This is a genomic window from Demequina sp. NBRC 110056 (assembly GCF_002090155.1).
In the GTDB taxonomy this organism is placed as follows: domain Bacteria; phylum Actinomycetota; class Actinomycetes; order Actinomycetales; family Demequinaceae; genus Demequina.
In genome coordinates this window covers 295,973-309,652 of record NZ_BBRM01000002.1, presented here as the reverse complement: position 1 = coordinate 309,652, position 13,680 = coordinate 295,973, and the positions used below count along the sequence as shown (strand labels likewise).

14 protein-coding genes are annotated in these 13,680 nt (G+C 72.6%); 4 read left to right on the top strand and 10 right to left on the bottom strand.

Annotated elements, in window-relative coordinates:
• Positions 1-63 precede the first annotated feature (63 nt).
• On the bottom strand, positions 64-1,263 hold the full coding sequence (locus B7K25_RS01460; RefSeq protein ID WP_084103554.1) for a class I SAM-dependent RNA methyltransferase: 1,200 nt from the start codon (positions 1,261-1,263) through the stop codon (positions 64-66).
• Entirely contained in the window at positions 1,260-3,161 is a 1,902-nt protein-coding gene (locus tag B7K25_RS01455) for an APC family permease (protein ID WP_144018800.1), read from the bottom strand. Before B7K25_RS01455 ends, B7K25_RS01460 begins: the two co-directional genes overlap by 4 nt.
• A 41-nt stretch (positions 3,162-3,202) precedes the next feature.
• Between B7K25_RS01455 and B7K25_RS01450 the strand changes: the two genes are divergently transcribed.
• The gene (locus B7K25_RS01450) at positions 3,203-3,868 is read left to right on the top strand and encodes a TrkA family potassium uptake protein (protein WP_234988026.1); all 666 of its coding nucleotides are present in this window, start codon (positions 3,203-3,205) and stop codon (positions 3,866-3,868) included.
• Positions 3,865-4,551, top strand: a complete 687-nt coding sequence (locus B7K25_RS01445; RefSeq protein ID WP_084103550.1) for a TrkA family potassium uptake protein — start codon at positions 3,865-3,867, stop codon at positions 4,549-4,551. The genes B7K25_RS01450 and B7K25_RS01445 overlap by 4 nt, the downstream gene beginning before the upstream one ends.
• Here B7K25_RS01445 and B7K25_RS01440 read toward each other — a convergent pair.
• From B7K25_RS01440 to B7K25_RS01420, 5 genes are all read right to left on the bottom strand, one after another.
• Entirely contained in the window at positions 4,469-5,308 is an 840-nt protein-coding gene (locus tag B7K25_RS01440) for a DUF3159 domain-containing protein (RefSeq protein WP_144018799.1), read from the bottom strand. The two genes, B7K25_RS01445 and B7K25_RS01440, sit on opposite strands and share 83 nt — an antisense overlap.
• Before the next feature lie 88 nt (positions 5,309-5,396).
• Complete coding sequence (locus tag B7K25_RS01435) at positions 5,397-5,672, bottom strand: OB-fold nucleic acid binding domain-containing protein (protein WP_084103546.1); 276 nt, start codon at positions 5,670-5,672, stop codon at positions 5,397-5,399.
• Positions 5,669-6,127, bottom strand: a complete 459-nt coding sequence (gene dut / locus B7K25_RS01430; RefSeq protein WP_084104487.1) for a dUTP diphosphatase — start codon at positions 6,125-6,127, stop codon at positions 5,669-5,671. Before dut ends, B7K25_RS01435 begins: the two co-directional genes overlap by 4 nt.
• 21 nt (positions 6,128-6,148) lie before the next feature.
• Positions 6,149-6,448 (bottom strand): DUF4193 domain-containing protein, encoded by a 300-nt coding sequence (locus tag B7K25_RS01425; protein WP_084103544.1) that lies wholly within the window; start codon positions 6,446-6,448, stop codon positions 6,149-6,151.
• A 108-nt stretch (positions 6,449-6,556) separates the two neighbouring features.
• On the bottom strand, positions 6,557-7,381 hold the full coding sequence (locus B7K25_RS01420) for an inositol monophosphatase family protein (RefSeq protein WP_084103542.1): 825 nt from the start codon (positions 7,379-7,381) through the stop codon (positions 6,557-6,559).
• Between the two features lie 108 nt (positions 7,382-7,489).
• Here B7K25_RS01420 and sepH point away from each other — a divergent pair, with 108 nt between their 5' ends.
• Positions 7,490-8,533, top strand: coding sequence for a septation protein SepH (gene sepH / locus B7K25_RS01415; protein ID WP_084103540.1), 1,044 nt, complete (start codon positions 7,490-7,492; stop codon positions 8,531-8,533).
• On the opposite strand, the gene B7K25_RS01410 is transcribed toward sepH, so the two are convergent.
• The 3 genes from B7K25_RS01410 to B7K25_RS01400 are packed head-to-tail and all read right to left on the bottom strand — an operon-like array spanning position 8,530 to position 10,891.
• A complete protein-coding gene (locus B7K25_RS01410; protein WP_084103538.1) occupies positions 8,530-9,168 on the bottom strand; it encodes an alpha/beta hydrolase in 639 nt (212 codons plus the stop codon). The genes sepH and B7K25_RS01410 overlap by 4 nt on opposite strands.
• Positions 9,165-10,331 (bottom strand): alkaline phosphatase family protein, encoded by a 1,167-nt coding sequence (locus B7K25_RS01405; protein ID WP_084103536.1) that lies wholly within the window; start codon positions 10,329-10,331, stop codon positions 9,165-9,167. Before B7K25_RS01405 ends, B7K25_RS01410 begins: the two co-directional genes overlap by 4 nt.
• Entirely contained in the window at positions 10,328-10,891 is a 564-nt protein-coding gene (locus B7K25_RS01400) for a DUF5998 family protein (RefSeq protein WP_084103534.1), read from the bottom strand. The genes B7K25_RS01405 and B7K25_RS01400 overlap by 4 nt, the downstream gene beginning before the upstream one ends.
• 154 nt (positions 10,892-11,045) lie before the next feature.
• On the opposite strand from B7K25_RS01400, the gene B7K25_RS01395 reads away from it, so the two are divergent.
• Positions 11,046-13,490, top strand: a complete 2,445-nt coding sequence (locus B7K25_RS01395) for a DNA topoisomerase (ATP-hydrolyzing) subunit A (protein ID WP_084103532.1) — start codon at positions 11,046-11,048, stop codon at positions 13,488-13,490.
• Positions 13,491-13,680: the final 190 nt, after the last annotated feature.

Sequence of the window (13,680 nt, the reverse complement as noted above, 5' to 3'; positions counted from 1 at the left end):
GGCAAAGTCTCGGCCTAGGGCGTCAAGAACAGGCAAAAATGACGCAGGAGCGCCGATGCGCGCTCACCGACGCGCGAACGTCGCCACGGTCTCGACGTGGTGGGTCATGGGGAACAGATCGAAGGCCTCGGCGTCGACGAGCTCGTAGCCCGTCTCGGCGAGCAGCGCGGTGTCTCGTGCCAGCGCCACGGGGTCGCAGGCGACGTACACGACGCGCGCCGCTCCGGCGCCGGCCACCTGCTCGATGGTGCGCGCCCCCGCGCCCGAGCGCGGCGGGTCGAGCACGATGGCCTCGGGGGCGCCGATGCCGGCGGCAAGGGTGCGCCGGACGTCGCCGTGGACGACGGTCACCGTCGGGGCGTCGTGGACGTTGCGGCGGGCCGCCTTGGCGCCGCGGGAATCGGCCTCGACGGCCACCACCTCGCGGCCGCCGTCGGCGAGGGCGACGCTGAACAGCCCCGCGCCGGCGTAGAGGTCGGCGACCGTCGCCGCGTCGCCCACGCGACGCAGCACCTCCGCGACGAGCACGCTCGGCGCCTCCCGGTGCACCTGCCAGAACGCCCCGGCATCGAGCCGGTAGGACCACCGTCGCTCGCCCACCGCGACGGACTCGCGGACCGTGCGCGGGGCGTTCGCGCGGCGATCGGGCCTGCCGCCGCGCAGCGGAACACCGTCGGCGAGCACGCGGAGATCGGACGCGGACGGAGCCACCACCGTGACCCGCGAGCCCGCGGGGAAGCGCGAGCCGAGCAGCGCGGCCTCCACCTCCTCCGTGGCGAGCGGCATCGCCGTCAAGGGCACCAGGGCGTCCGAGCGGTGCCGGTGCATGGCGGCCCTGCCCTCCGCGTCTGCGGTGGCGGTCACGCGGGTGCGGTAGCGCAGCCCGCCGGACTCCTCGTCGCCGTTCGCGGCGGAGACGGAGCCGGGGAACTCCCGTCCCGCGAAGCGCTCGAACGCCTCGCGCAGCACCGCGAGCTTCCAGGCGCGCTGCGCCGGCAGCGCGACGTGTCCCAGCTCTCCCCCGCCCACGCCGCCGGGGCCGGCCTCGGGCCACACGTGCTCGACCCGGTCCGCGGACGCCTCGAGGACGGCGACCGCATCGGCCCTCCAGAACCGCGCATCGGCCCCACCCTCGGTGACGACGGCGTCGACGACCTCTCCCGGGAGGGCGTGACGCACGAAGACGGCGCGGCCGTCGTGGCGGGCGATGCAGTGCCCGCCGTGGGCGGGCGCACCGACGGTGAGACGAATCGTGTCGCTCACGGCAGCTGCTCGTCGGGGCTGGGCGGCGCCTCCTCGACGGCGCGCCGGTCGCGCGCGGACTCGAGGTGCCACGGCACCGCGCTCACGACCACCGAGTCGAGGCTCAGCAGCTGGCTGCGCAGGCGCTTGGTGGCCTTGTTGTGGAGCGCCCGCTCCCACCACCGGCCGACGATGTACTCCGGCACGTAGACGACCACGACGTCGCGGGGGCTCCTGCGGTGGATGGACTCGACGTAGTCCATGACGGGCCTGATGAGGTCGCGGTAGGGCGAGTCGACGATCACCAGCGGGACGCCGGAGTCGATGGTCCCCCACTCGCGCTGCAGGTCGCGCGCCGCCTGCGCGTCCATCCGCACCCCGAGCGCCTCGAGACTCGAGTGCCTCGCGGCCTTCGCGTACGCGAGCGCACGGATCGCGGGCCGGTGCAGCTGCGCGATGAGCACCACGCCGTGGGTGGCGCTCGGCAACGCGATGTGCGAGTCCTGGGGACGGAGGGTGACGTCCGAGCGGACCGCGGCGTAGTGGCGGTTGATCGAGTGCATCACGACCACCAGCGCGATGATGAGCGCGATCGCGACCCAGGCGCCGTTGATGAAGTTGAAGATCGCGACGACGAGCAGCACCACCGCGGCGACGGCTGCCGCGGTCGCGTGCAGCACCCGCTCGGAGAACAGCGAGCGGCGCTCGCGACGATCGGTGGCGAGCTGCAGCCGGTCCGTGCAGCGCCGCACCATCGCGAGCTGGCTCAGCACGATCGCCGTGAACGCGCCGACGACGTACATGTGCACGAGCTGCTCGACGTTGGCGCCGGTCGCCGCGACCATGATCGCCGCGGGCACCGCGACGGCAAGGATGCCTCCGCGCACCACGAGCCTGTCGCTCTTCATCGACAGCTGACGCGGGAGGTAGGCGTCCTTCGCGAGCGAGGACGCGAGGATCGAGAAGCGCCGGAACACGGCAGACGCGGCCGCCCACAGGATCGCGCCGGCGAACAGGGCGACGAACCACAGCACGAACGGCCTGCGGAACACCTCCTGCGCCGTCTGCAGCAGGATCGGACCGTCGGCCCAGCCGGTGATGCGGTACGACCACGCGAGCATCGACACCGTCAGGAAGCCGGCCGCCGACGCGACGACCGCGATGAGCAGCGTGCGGCCGGCGCGCTTGCCGCGCGGCTCCGCGTGGTTGGGCGCGGCGGATGCGAGGTGCTCGATGCCGGTGACCATGACGGCACCGGAGGCGATCGCGCCCGCATAGGCGAGCATGATCGTCCAGGTCGTGGGCGGGTTCGCGGGGATGGGAGCGGCGGTGTCCGCGCCGTGGCGCAGCAGACCGAAGACCAGCATCAGCGTGAGGATCGCGAGGAAGCCGAACCACACCGTCAGGATCACCCGCACGCGGTCACGGATGACGCGCAGCGCCACCATCGTCATCACGCCGATGATCGCGACCGCGATGAGGGCGGCCCACCCCCGCGCGACCGGGACCAGGTAGACGATGATCTGGGTCACCGCCGCGACGGAGACGGCGACGGTGAACAGGTAGTCGATGAGCAGCGAGGCTCCCGTGACGACTCCCCAGCGCCGGCCCAGCAGGTCGCGCACCGTGCCGTAGTCGCCCAGCCCGTCGGGCCGGGCGCGGACGTTCGCGCGGTACGCGAAGCCCAGCAGCAGCATGATGAGCACCACGCCCACGGCCATGAAGGGGATGGCTCCCTGCTGGCTGCCGCGACGCAGCGCGTCGACCACGGCGTCCGGGGCGTAGGCGACGGCCGAGAGCATGCCTGCGCCGAACACCGGCAGGGCGAGCCGGGTCCTCAAAGTCACCGGCGTCAGGGCGTCGGTAGCGATCGGCTGACCGAACAGCAGCCGGCGCAGACCCAGCAGAATACGTCGCACGTCGCACCATCCTAGGCCGGGCGGGTATAGCGTGGGGTCTCGTGCACATCGTGATCATGGGCTGCGGCCGCACCGGCGCCGCCCTCGCATCCGAATTCGAGTCCAGAGGCCACTCCGTCGCGATCATCGACCGGCTCGGCGACGCCTTTCGCAGGCTTCCCGCGGGCTTCCAGGGCCAGCGCATCACCGGCGTGGGGTTCGACAGGGACACGCTGGTGTCCGCCGGAGTCGAGGACGCGTACGCCTTCGCGGCGGTGTCGTCGGGAGACAACTCGAACATCCTCGCGGCGCGTGTCGTGCGCGAGACCTACGGCGTCGACAACGTGGTCGCGCGCATCTCCGACCCCGGGCGTGCCCAGGTGTACGACCGCCTGGGCATCCGGACCGTGGCTCCCGTGCCGTGGACCAGCGCGCAGATCGTCGCGCACCTCCTGCCCGGCGGCACGGACGCGAAGTACACGGACGAATCGGCCGGGGTGAGCCTGCGGTCGTTCGCCTACAGCGACGGGTGGCTGGGGCGCACCATGACCGACATCGAGGCGGCCACCGGGGCACGCGTCGCGTACCTGCAGCGGTTCTCCGAAGGCATCCTCCCCGACGCCAGCACTCCCCTGCAGTCGGGCGACGGCCTCCACCTCATGATGACCGTCGGATCGGTCGACCGCGTCACGCGGGTCCTGTCCCGGCCCCCGGGGGGGCAGTCATGAAGGTGCTCATCGCCGGCGCAGGCTCCGTCGGACGCTCGATCGCTCGCGACCTCCTCGAGCACGGCCACGAGGTCGTGCTCATGGACAACAACCCCACCGGCATGCGCATCGCGCAGGTGGCCGAGGCCGAGTGGATGCTCGCCGACGCCTGCGAGCTCGCGGCGCTCAGCGAGGCGCAAACCGAGACGATGGACGTCGTCGTCGCCGCGACCGGGGACGACAAGGTCAACCTCGTGGTGTCGTTCCTCGCCAAGACCGAGTTCGGCGTGCCCCGCACCGTCGCGCGCGTCAACAACCCGCGCAACGAGTGGATGTACGACGCCCAATGGGGTGTCGATGTCGCCGTGTCGACTCCGCGCATCATGACCGCGATGGTCGAGGAGGCCGTCGCGGTCGGCGACCTCGTGAAGGTGTTCACCTTCCATCAGTCGGGCGCGTCGATCGTCGAGGTGACGCTCCCCGCGGACGCGCCCGTCGTGGGCGCGACCCTACGCGAGATCGAGTGGCCGGCGGAGATCGTGCTGTCGTGCATCGTGCGCGGCGATCGAACCATCGCGCCGAGCCCCGCGGACACGCTCGAGGCTCACGACGAGCTGTTGTTCATCGTGTCGGCTGAGGCTGATCCTGAGGAGCTGAACCAGGCACTGCGTTCCGCACCAGCAGCCACACCGTCCACAGAGTGAGCGCGAACAGCGGCACGCCCATCACCAGCTTCACGGTGCCCAGCACCGCGACCTGGTCCGCGAGGTAGAGCGGCACCTGCACCACCAGGCGCAGCGCGTACATGGCGGCGAACACGGCGGTGCCGAGCTGCATCGCTCGCATCGCACGGCGGTCGGTTCGCCACGACATGCCGCTGCCCTTGAGCAGCCCCACCACCACGCCCACGAGCGGCCACCGGACCACCATCGAGACCAGGAAGCCCGCGAGATATGCGGCGTTGAGCCACAGCCCCGGCACGAAGTACTCGCCGGGGTCACCTGCCCGCCACGCCCAGATCGCGCCGATGCCGACGCCGAGCACCCCGGAGAGCGCCTGCTGGACGCTCGAGCGCTGGATCAGCCGCACGACCACGAGCACCAGGACCGTCGCGACCGACGCGATCACGGGGACGCGGAAGCCGCCCCACAGCACGAAGGCGACGACGAACACCACGCCCGGGGCGGCCGTCTCCGCGAAGCCGCGCCATCCGCCGACGGCATCCGCGACGGAGAACTGCTCGGACTGGGCCAGCGACCGCATGCCGGTGCGGGCGCCGGTCGCTGCTCCCTCGCCCGGCGAGGCGTCGTCCGGTGAGGCGTCGTCCGGTGAGGCGTCACCCTGCCGCGCGTCGTCCGGTGACGCTTCGCCCCGCGGCGCGTCGTCCGGTGACGCTTCGCCCCGCGGCGCGTCGTCCGGTGAGGCGTCGCCCTGCGGCGCGGAACGCTGAACCTGTGGCACCTGCTCCCGCGGAGCGGCGGCGGCTGCCTCAGGGCGGAGGGGGCCTCGAGACTCTGGGGTATCCGGGCCCTCTGTCATGCCGGCACCCTCAGCGCAGCTCGAAGCGAGGGTTGTAGACGCGCAGCCCCGCCTCGTCGGAGCACACGCGGCCTTCGATTGTCACGCGGGCACCGGGCTCGATGCCGGCGATCTCGCGGCGGCCCATGAAGATCGCGTCGATGCGACCGGTGCCGTCGTCGATGCGCGCGGTCAGCTGCGGCGCCGCGTCGCGCGGCTCGATGGTCACAGACACGATGCGGCCCTCGACGGCGGCGACCTCGCGAACGGTGACGGCCCCGACCGTCGTCACGGGCGCGGCGGTCACGATTGCCCCTCACTGGGGCGATCTGCGGTGCCGGTCGAGCCGAAGCCGCCCTCGCCGCGGTGGGAGCCGGGCAGCTCCTCCACCTGGATGAACTCGGCGCGCTCGACGCGCTGGAACACGAGCTGCGCGATGCGGTCCCCGCGCGACAGTCGCACGGTCTCGCGGGCATCGGTGTTCAGCAGCGTGACCGCGATCTCTCCGCGATAGCCGGCGTCGACGGTGCCGGGGGCGTTCACGATGGTGACGCCATGGCGGGCGGCGAGCCCTGAGCGCGGGTGCACCAGGGCCACGTAGCCGGGCGGCATGGCGATCCGCAGGCCCGTCGGCACCGTCGCTCGCTCGCCGGGAGCGAGCTCGACGTCGACTCGCGTCGTGACATCCGCTCCCGCGTCGCCCGGGTGGGAGTAGCTAGGCAGCGGAACGTCGGGGTCAGTCGTGCTGACGAGCACGTCCATGTCGGTCACGGTGAGCGCCTGCTAGGCCGCGCACTCCGAGCAGATCGGCTGATCCTTCTCGAACGAGGCGAGCTGGCTGCGGTGGTGCACCAGGAAGCACGACATGCACGTGAACTCGTCCTGCTGGGCAGGGAGGACACGCACCGAGAGCTCCTCGCCGGACAGGTCGGCGCCGGGCAGCTCGAATCCCTCGGCCGCCTCGGTCTCGTCCTCGTCGACCACGCCCGAAGCCTTGTCGTTCCGGCGAGCCTTCAGCTCCTCGATGGAGTCGGCCGAGATCTCGTCGTCAGTCTTGCGGGGTGCGTCGTAGTCGGTTGCCATGTGGCACTGGTCCCTTCACCGTACGTCTGTGAGTACTGAATGCGCATCGCTGGGGTTTTGTTCCCCCGAGCGCAGGCATTGTGCCCCAAAAAACGCGCGAGCGCGACTCTAGGCGCGCGGCGCGTCCCACGTGCGGTCGGCGCCCGCCGCGATGAGCGCGTCGCGCACCTCGTCCCAGCGGTCCGGCATGGCGGCGATGACCAGGCGTTCGTCGGCCGGACCGCCGTCGAGGCCCGCGACCCGAACGCCCGCCTCGCGGGCGATCAGCGACGCCGCGGCGAAGTCCCACGGACGCAGGCCGTGCTCGTAGTACGCGTCGAGCGAACCCGCCGCCACGAGGCACAGGTCCACGGCCGCCGCGCCCAGGCGCCTGATGTCGCGCACCGACCCGAGCATCTCCGCCACGATGCGGCCCTGGATCTCCCGCCGCTCGGCGACGTACTGGAAGCCCGTGGCGAGCAGGGTCTGGGACAGCGGCGGTCCTTCCGCCCTGCGGAGCTCGGCGCCGTCGCGCCACGCCCCTCGACCGCGGGCGGCGGACCAGAGCACGCCGCTGCCGTCGCAGACGGCTCCCGCCCGCACCGTCCATTCCGTGGGCGTCGGCGACCCGGTCACCGCCGCGACGGAGACAGCGAAGTGAGGCAGGCCGTAGAGATAGTTCACCGTGCCGTCGATGGGGTCGAGCACCCATGTCACCCCCGAGGTCCCCTCCCGCGTCTCGCCCTCCTCTCCCAGCACCGCGTCGTGCGGTCGGAGCTCGGCGAGCCGGGCCCGCAGATGCTCCTCCGCCGCCACGTCCATCTGGGTGACGATGTCGATGTCGCTCGACTTCGTGGCACTCACCTCTGCGTCCGCCCTGCCGTCGATGATGAGACGGCCGGTCTCGGCGGCGAGCATGCGGGCGATGGCGAGCAGGTCGTCGGGGTGGGTCATGGCCCCATCCTCCCGCACCGCCGCCCCGACCGACCGGCCGCGAGCTCCATGCCCGGCACGCCGGGCCCGTGGCGCGCGAACGGGGCACGCGCGTGGCACTCTGGGGCCATGACTCGAGTCTCCCTGGTGCGCGCCGCCGACGACGGCGAGCACCTCATCCTGGCCACGGAGGACGGCGACGAGTTCGAGCTGGAGCTCACCGACGACCTTCGCCGCACCGTCGCTCTCACGCGTCCGCGCGCCGCGCAGGACGACCAGGGCGAACCGGAGCGCGCCTCCCTCTCCCCTCGCGAGATCCAGCAGCGGATCCGTTCCGGCCTCAACGCCCACGAGCTCGCGGAGCTGACGGGCGAGCCCTTCGAGGCGCTCGAGCGCTACGAGGCACCCGTGCTCGCCGAGCGCGCGTACATCGCCGACCTCGCTCGCGGCACCCGCATCGGGCGCGACGCGGGCGCCCCCGTGCTCGCGGACCTCGTGACGGACCGCCTCGCGAGCCGCGGCGTCGACCCCGAGTCCGTGGTCTGGGACGCGTGGCGCGAGCCCGACGAGCCGTGGCACGTGGCCGCTGACTACCGCGTCGACGGCCGCAGCGTGCGTGCGCTGTGGGTGTTCGACCACTCCGCCCGCGCGGTGACCGCGCAGGACGACGAGTCACGCTGGCTGACCGAGACCGAGCTCCTCGACGTGCCGATCCCCAAGCGCCATCTCAGCGCCGTCAAGCTCGTGGACGATGCGCCGCTCGACCAGGCCCGTCCCTTGATGCCAGCGGGGCTCGAGCCCGCGCCTGAGCCGCCCGCCGAGCCGTCCGCGACCGAGCTCCTGCTCGAGGACCTGCACGAGAGGCGCGGCACGCGAGAGGACATCGACGACCTGGACCTCGAGGACGACGAGGACGATGCGTTCGAGGGCTTCGGTCCGGCGAACCGCGCACGCGAGGCGGAGGTGGGCTTCACGGCGTCGCGCGGCAGCCAGCCCACCAGCGGCCAGTCGATGCCTCATCCTGCAGGTTCGGCCCGTCGCGCCGCCGAGTCCCAGGACGGTGACGAGGGCTCTCCCGCCGAGCCCGAGGCGAGCGAGCCCAAGCCGGCGCGGCGCGGCCGTGCCTCGGTGCCGAGCTGGGACGAGATCGTCTTCGGCGCGAAGAACGACTAGTCCGCGGCGCCGGCCGCGCGTCCGAGCAGGCGCTCGAGAAGGTCGAGCCCGCCCGGCCACGCGCCAAGCCCCGAGTCGGCATTGAGGTGCCCGCGCTCCCCCGCATCCACGAGCTCTGCGCCGAGATCAGCCGCGACCGACGCGGCATGCCCGTAGGCGGCGTACGGGTCATCACGGCTGGCGATCACCGTCACCGGCACCGACGCGTGGACACGCGGTCCTCGAGTGAACCCGCGGATGACCTCCGGGGCGTCGGGCCGGGATGGATCCGGCGGTGCGACGAGCAGAGCCGCGAGGGCACGGCCGGGCCGCAGGGCCATCCACGCCGTCGCCGCGATGGTCCCGAGGCTGTGAGCGACGAGCACGGGCCTCGCGGACACGGTCTCGACCGCGCGGTCGACGGCCGCGATCCAGTCGTCGAGGTCGGGCTCGTCCACGCTCGCGGGCTCGAAGCGCACGGCGTCGGGGTGCGCGCGCTCCCAGATCGACTGCCAGTGGTCGGGGCCGGAGCCGCCCAGGCCGGGCAGGATCACCACGCGACTCCCGCGCGAGCGCGGGCCGAACGGCACGGCGCCCCGGTGGCCACCTGCGTCCGCGGACGGGAGCGCTCCGTCGCGAGGGGCGTCCCAGGTCATGCGCCCGCCAGCAGCAACGGCACCTCGAGCTCGAACGGCGTGAGCGATCCATGCATGCCGACGAGCCGCATCGACTGCTCGGCCTGCGTCCGCGAGTCGACCACGGTCGCGCGGCCCGCCATGGCCACGACCACGTCCCCGATGCGCGGCGCCAGCGCGGGGTCGATCTCGCCGAAGAGCCGAGCGTCGCGCGCCTCGTCGCGGGTCCACACGGCCGCATGGCCCTCGAGCCGGTCCCGCCACCGTGCCGCGACGATCTCCGGCTCCGCGCCGGGGACGAGGTGCACATGCACGGCTCGTGGCTCGCCCGCGACGATCGCCACGTGCTGGGCGAGACCGTCGTCGGTCCCGATGTCCCAGCGCGGGGCGCCGGGCACGTCCACCATCCCGTGGTCGGCGGTGACGACCATGAGCGCGCCCGTGGGAAGCGAGCGCGCGAGGCGGCTCAGCTCGCGGTCAGCGTCCTCCAACGCCGCGACCCATTCCTCGGACCCCCAGCCGTGCTTGTGGCCCGCCGCATCGATCTCACCCCAGTAGCAGTAGGACACGCCAGGCCGCGCCGCTGCAGCCACCGCGACGTCGATGCGGTCCGCGAGCATCTCGGCGCCGACGAACTGGCCTCCCCGCAGCACCGCCTGGGTGAGGCCGGACCCCGCGAAGCGGCGCTTGCCGAGGGTCGTCACCTGGAAGCCTGCCTCCGCTGCTGCCTCGAGCAGCGACGGTCGGGGCTGCCAGGTCTCCGCGGGCTCCGCGCCTTCCCACGACACGAGGTTCGCGAGTGCGCCCGTGCGCGGGTTGAGGGCGGTGTAGCCCGTCATGCCGGTCTGCCCGGCCGGCTGTCCAGTGCCGAACAGGCCGAGGGACGCGGCGGTGGTCGTCGGGTAGCCGGCCGTGATCACCCCTTGCTCGGCGCCCCGGAGGAACGGCGCGTGTCCGCGGCGGGCCTCGAGGTTGTGATGGCCGAGTCCGTCGAGGACCACCACGACGACGTGCCGAGCGCGCGGGATGCCTAGGCGCGCCCGATCCTCCTCGGCGCGACGGCCGCGCACCACGTGGCCCGCGCCGACGGCAGCAAGCGAGGCGGGCAGCACGGCGCCGAGCTCCCGCCCGCCGTAGTCGGGCAGGCGAAGCCCGAGCGCGTCGAGATCAGGTCTCGCGGTCACCCACGCGGCCCGATGGAGCGCTGCAACGCGGCCGCGAAGTCGCCCAGAGCACGCACCGTCTCGACACCGTCGGCGATCGCGCTCACGCGCACCAACGTGTCATCGCCGGTGATGCCGCCGCTGTACCCGTGGTCCGCTTCGCAGCTCTCGTCGCCGCAGGTGGCCGGTTCGAGCTCGATGCGCGAGTGGACGCCCCACCCCACGGCGAGCACCAACTCGCTCGGGGTGTCCCCATCGCCGAACTTCTCCGGCTCGTGCACCACGTGCGTCATCGCCATGTTCGAGATCGAGCTGAGCAGCGCGGTCTCGACGGTCGCGGACGCCTCGTGCGCGCCCTCGACGTGGCCCGACCCGTCGTCCATGTGCACGCGGATGAGGCGCGAGTCGGTGACGACCAGGACGGTCATGTGGCGGCGCACCTCGCGGTCGTCGAAGGTCGTCTCGGCATGCACGAAGTGCGCGTGGACGGCCTCGTCAGCGATCGCGGTGCGCAGCACGGAGCTCGCGAGCGCCGGGTAGTAGCCGGCGACCGCGACGGCCTGGTCGAGCGTGTGAGACATGGCGGCTATTCTTCCACTTCGCGGGCGCCGTCTCCACCTCCGCCGCGTGGGCTCCGTTCCCGCGGCGCGACACGGGAGACAATGGCGCGCAGTCCCGACACCACCGCGTCGCCCCGAGGGCGGCGGCGCGGAGACACCGACAGCGAGGAGAGACATGGCCGCCGCGCCCGACGGGCAGATCGTCGACATCGACGTCAGCGCAGAGATGGAGGCGTCGTTCCTCGAGTACGCCTACTCGGTCATCTATTCGCGTGCGCTTCCGGATGCCCGCGACGGGCTCAAGCCGGTGCAGCGCCGCATCGTCTACTCGATGGGCGACATGGGGCTGCGCCCGGACCGCGCCCACGTGAAGTCGTCCCGCGTCGTCGGCGAAGTGATGGGAAAGCTCCACCCGCACGGCGACTCCGCCATCTACGACGCGCTCGTCCGCATGGCGCAGGCCTTCTCGCTGCGGCTGCCCCTGGTCGACGGCCACGGCAACTTCGGGTCGCTCGACGACGGCCCCGCGGCCTCGCGCTACACCGAGGCGCGTCTGGCCTCCGGCGCCACCGCGATGCTCGCGGACCTCGGAGAGGACGTGGTCGACCTCGTCCCCAACTACGACAACAAGCTCACGCAGCCGGAGGTCCTGCCGGCGGCCATCCCCAACCTCCTGGTCAACGGAGCCTCGGGCATCGCGGTCGGCATGGCGACCAACATGGCGCCGCACAACCTCGTCGAGGTCGTGTCCGCGGCACGGCACCTGCTCGCCAACCCCAAGGCCGACCTCGACGAGCTCATGCGCTTCGTGCCGGGTCCCGACCTTCCCGGCGGCGGCAAGATCGTCGGCCTCGATGGCGTCAAGGAGGCCTACGCCTCCGGCCGCGGAAAGTTCGTGACCCGCGCCACGACCCGCATCGAGAAGGTGACGCCCCGACGTCAGGGCATCGTCGTCACCGAGCTGCCGTACCTCGTCGGTCCGGAGCGCGTGATCGAGAAGATCAAGGACGGGGTGTCCGCGAAGAAGCTCGAGGGCATCACCGCGGTCACGGACCTCACCGACCGCAAGCACGGCCTGCGCCTCGTCATCGAGATCAAGAACGGCTACAACCCCGAGGCGGTGCTCGAGCGGCTCTACCGCGTGACTCCGCTCGAGGAGTCGTTCTCGATGAACAACGTGGCGCTCGTGAAGGGCGAGCCCCGCACGCTCGGGCTCAAGGAGATGCTGCAGGTCTGGATCGACCACCGCATCGACGTCGTGCGCCGGCGCAGCCAGTTCCGACTGACCGCCCGCAAGGACCGGCTGCACCTGGTCGACGGCCTGCTCGTCGCCATCCTCGACATCGACGACGTCATCCAGATCATCCGCTCGTCCGAGGACGCCGGAGAGGCGCGCGAGCGCCTGCAGACGGCCTTCGACCTGTCCGAGATCCAGGCGGACTACATCCTGGAGCTGCGACTGCGTCGCCTCACCAAGTTCTCGCGCCTCGAGCTGGAGAACGAGAAGGCGCAGCTGCTCGCGGAGATCGCGGAGCTCGAGGAGATCCTCGGCTCCGACACCGTCCTGCGCGGCGTGGTCGGCCAGGAGATGGATGCCGTCGCGGCCGAGCACGGGACGGCCCGCCGCACCATCCTGCTCGCGGAGGCCGGCGCCGTCGCGTCGGCGGCCACCGTCCCCGGAGCCACATCGGGCCGCGCCGCCGCGCCGTCGCTCGAGGTCGAGGACACCCCCTGCTACGCGCTGCTGTCGGTGACCGGGCTCGTCGCGCGCACCGCCGACGACACCGAGCCCGCGCGCGACGGCCGCCGCAGCGCCCACGACGTGCTGCGCTCGGTCGTGGCCTCGTCGGCCAGGTCAGACGTCGGCGTCCTCACGAGCACTGGACGAATCCTGCGTCTGTCGCTGCTCGAGGTGCCCGCGCTCGCTCCCACGAGCGAGCCGCCGTCCCTCGGCGGCGGCAGCCCCATCGGCGAGCTCGTGCTCCTCGAGAAGGACGAGGAGGTCGTCGCGCTCGTGCCGATCGACGGCGACGCTCCCCTGGCGATCGGCACCTCGCTCGGCGTCGTCAAGCGCGTGAAGCCCGAGCCTGCGCCCAGCAAGGACGCGTGGGAGGTCATCGCGCTCAGGGACGGTGACCGCGTGATCGGCGCCGCGCCCGCCCCCGACGGCACCGAGCTCGTCTTCGTCTCCGACCAGGCGGCGCTGCTGCACTTCGAGGCGACGCAGTCCTCCGCCCGCCCGCAGGGCCGCACCGGCGGCGGCATCGCCGGGATCAAGCTGCCGGAGGGCGTGAGGGCGGTGTTCTTCGGCGTCGTCGACCAGGCGGCCGATGCGGTCGTCGTCACCATCGCAGGCTCGTCGAGCGCTCTGGCTGGCACGGTTCCCGGCGCGGCCAAGGTGACGCCGTTCGCCGAGTACCCGTCGAAGGGGCGCGCCACCGGCGGCGTGCGCGCGCACCGCTTCCTCAAGGGCGAGGACTCGCTGCTGCTGGCCTGGGTCGGCGTCGCACCCGCACGTGCGGTGTCGGGCGCCGGTCAGCCAGTGGACCTGCCCGAGGAGCACGGAAGGCGCGACGGCTCGGGAGCTCCGCTCAAGGCACCCGTCGGCGGCGTCGGCTAGCCCGAGCGGGCGCAGCCGGCAGCGCCGGGACCCACCGTCTCCCTCACCGCCGCCCCTCCCCAGCCGACGCTCCCGAACATCCGGGATGCCGGGCACCTGCGTGTCGCGCACACGCGGCCGTCATGCGCGGCGTGTCGCCCGCGCCCACGTTCGGAACTGTCGGGAGTCGCGGGGAATGGCGGGGGTGGCG

What these genes read in the sequence shown, in the direction of transcription:
- B7K25_RS01400 (WP_084103534.1), bottom strand. Translation starts at nt 10,891, where the DNA reads ATGTCTCACACGCTCGACCAGGCCGTCGCGGTCGCCGGCTACTACCCG.
- dut (WP_084104487.1), bottom strand. Translation starts at nt 6,127, where the DNA reads ATGGACGTGCTCGTCAGCACGACTGACCCCGACGTTCCGCTGCCTAGC.
- B7K25_RS01410 (WP_084103538.1), bottom strand. Translation starts at nt 9,168, where the DNA reads ATGACCTGGGACGCCCCTCGCGACGGAGCGCTCCCGTCCGCGGACGCA.
- B7K25_RS01420 (WP_084103542.1), bottom strand. Translation starts at nt 7,381, where the DNA reads ATGACCCACCCCGACGACCTGCTCGCCATCGCCCGCATGCTCGCCGCC.
- B7K25_RS01425 (WP_084103544.1), bottom strand. Translation starts at nt 6,448, where the DNA reads ATGGCAACCGACTACGACGCACCCCGCAAGACTGACGACGAGATCTCG.
- B7K25_RS01395 (WP_084103532.1), top strand. Translation starts at nt 11,046, where the DNA reads ATGGCCGCCGCGCCCGACGGGCAGATCGTCGACATCGACGTCAGCGCA.
- sepH (WP_084103540.1), top strand. Translation starts at nt 7,490, where the DNA reads ATGACTCGAGTCTCCCTGGTGCGCGCCGCCGACGACGGCGAGCACCTC.
- B7K25_RS01445 (WP_084103550.1), top strand. Translation starts at nt 3,865, where the DNA reads ATGAAGGTGCTCATCGCCGGCGCAGGCTCCGTCGGACGCTCGATCGCT.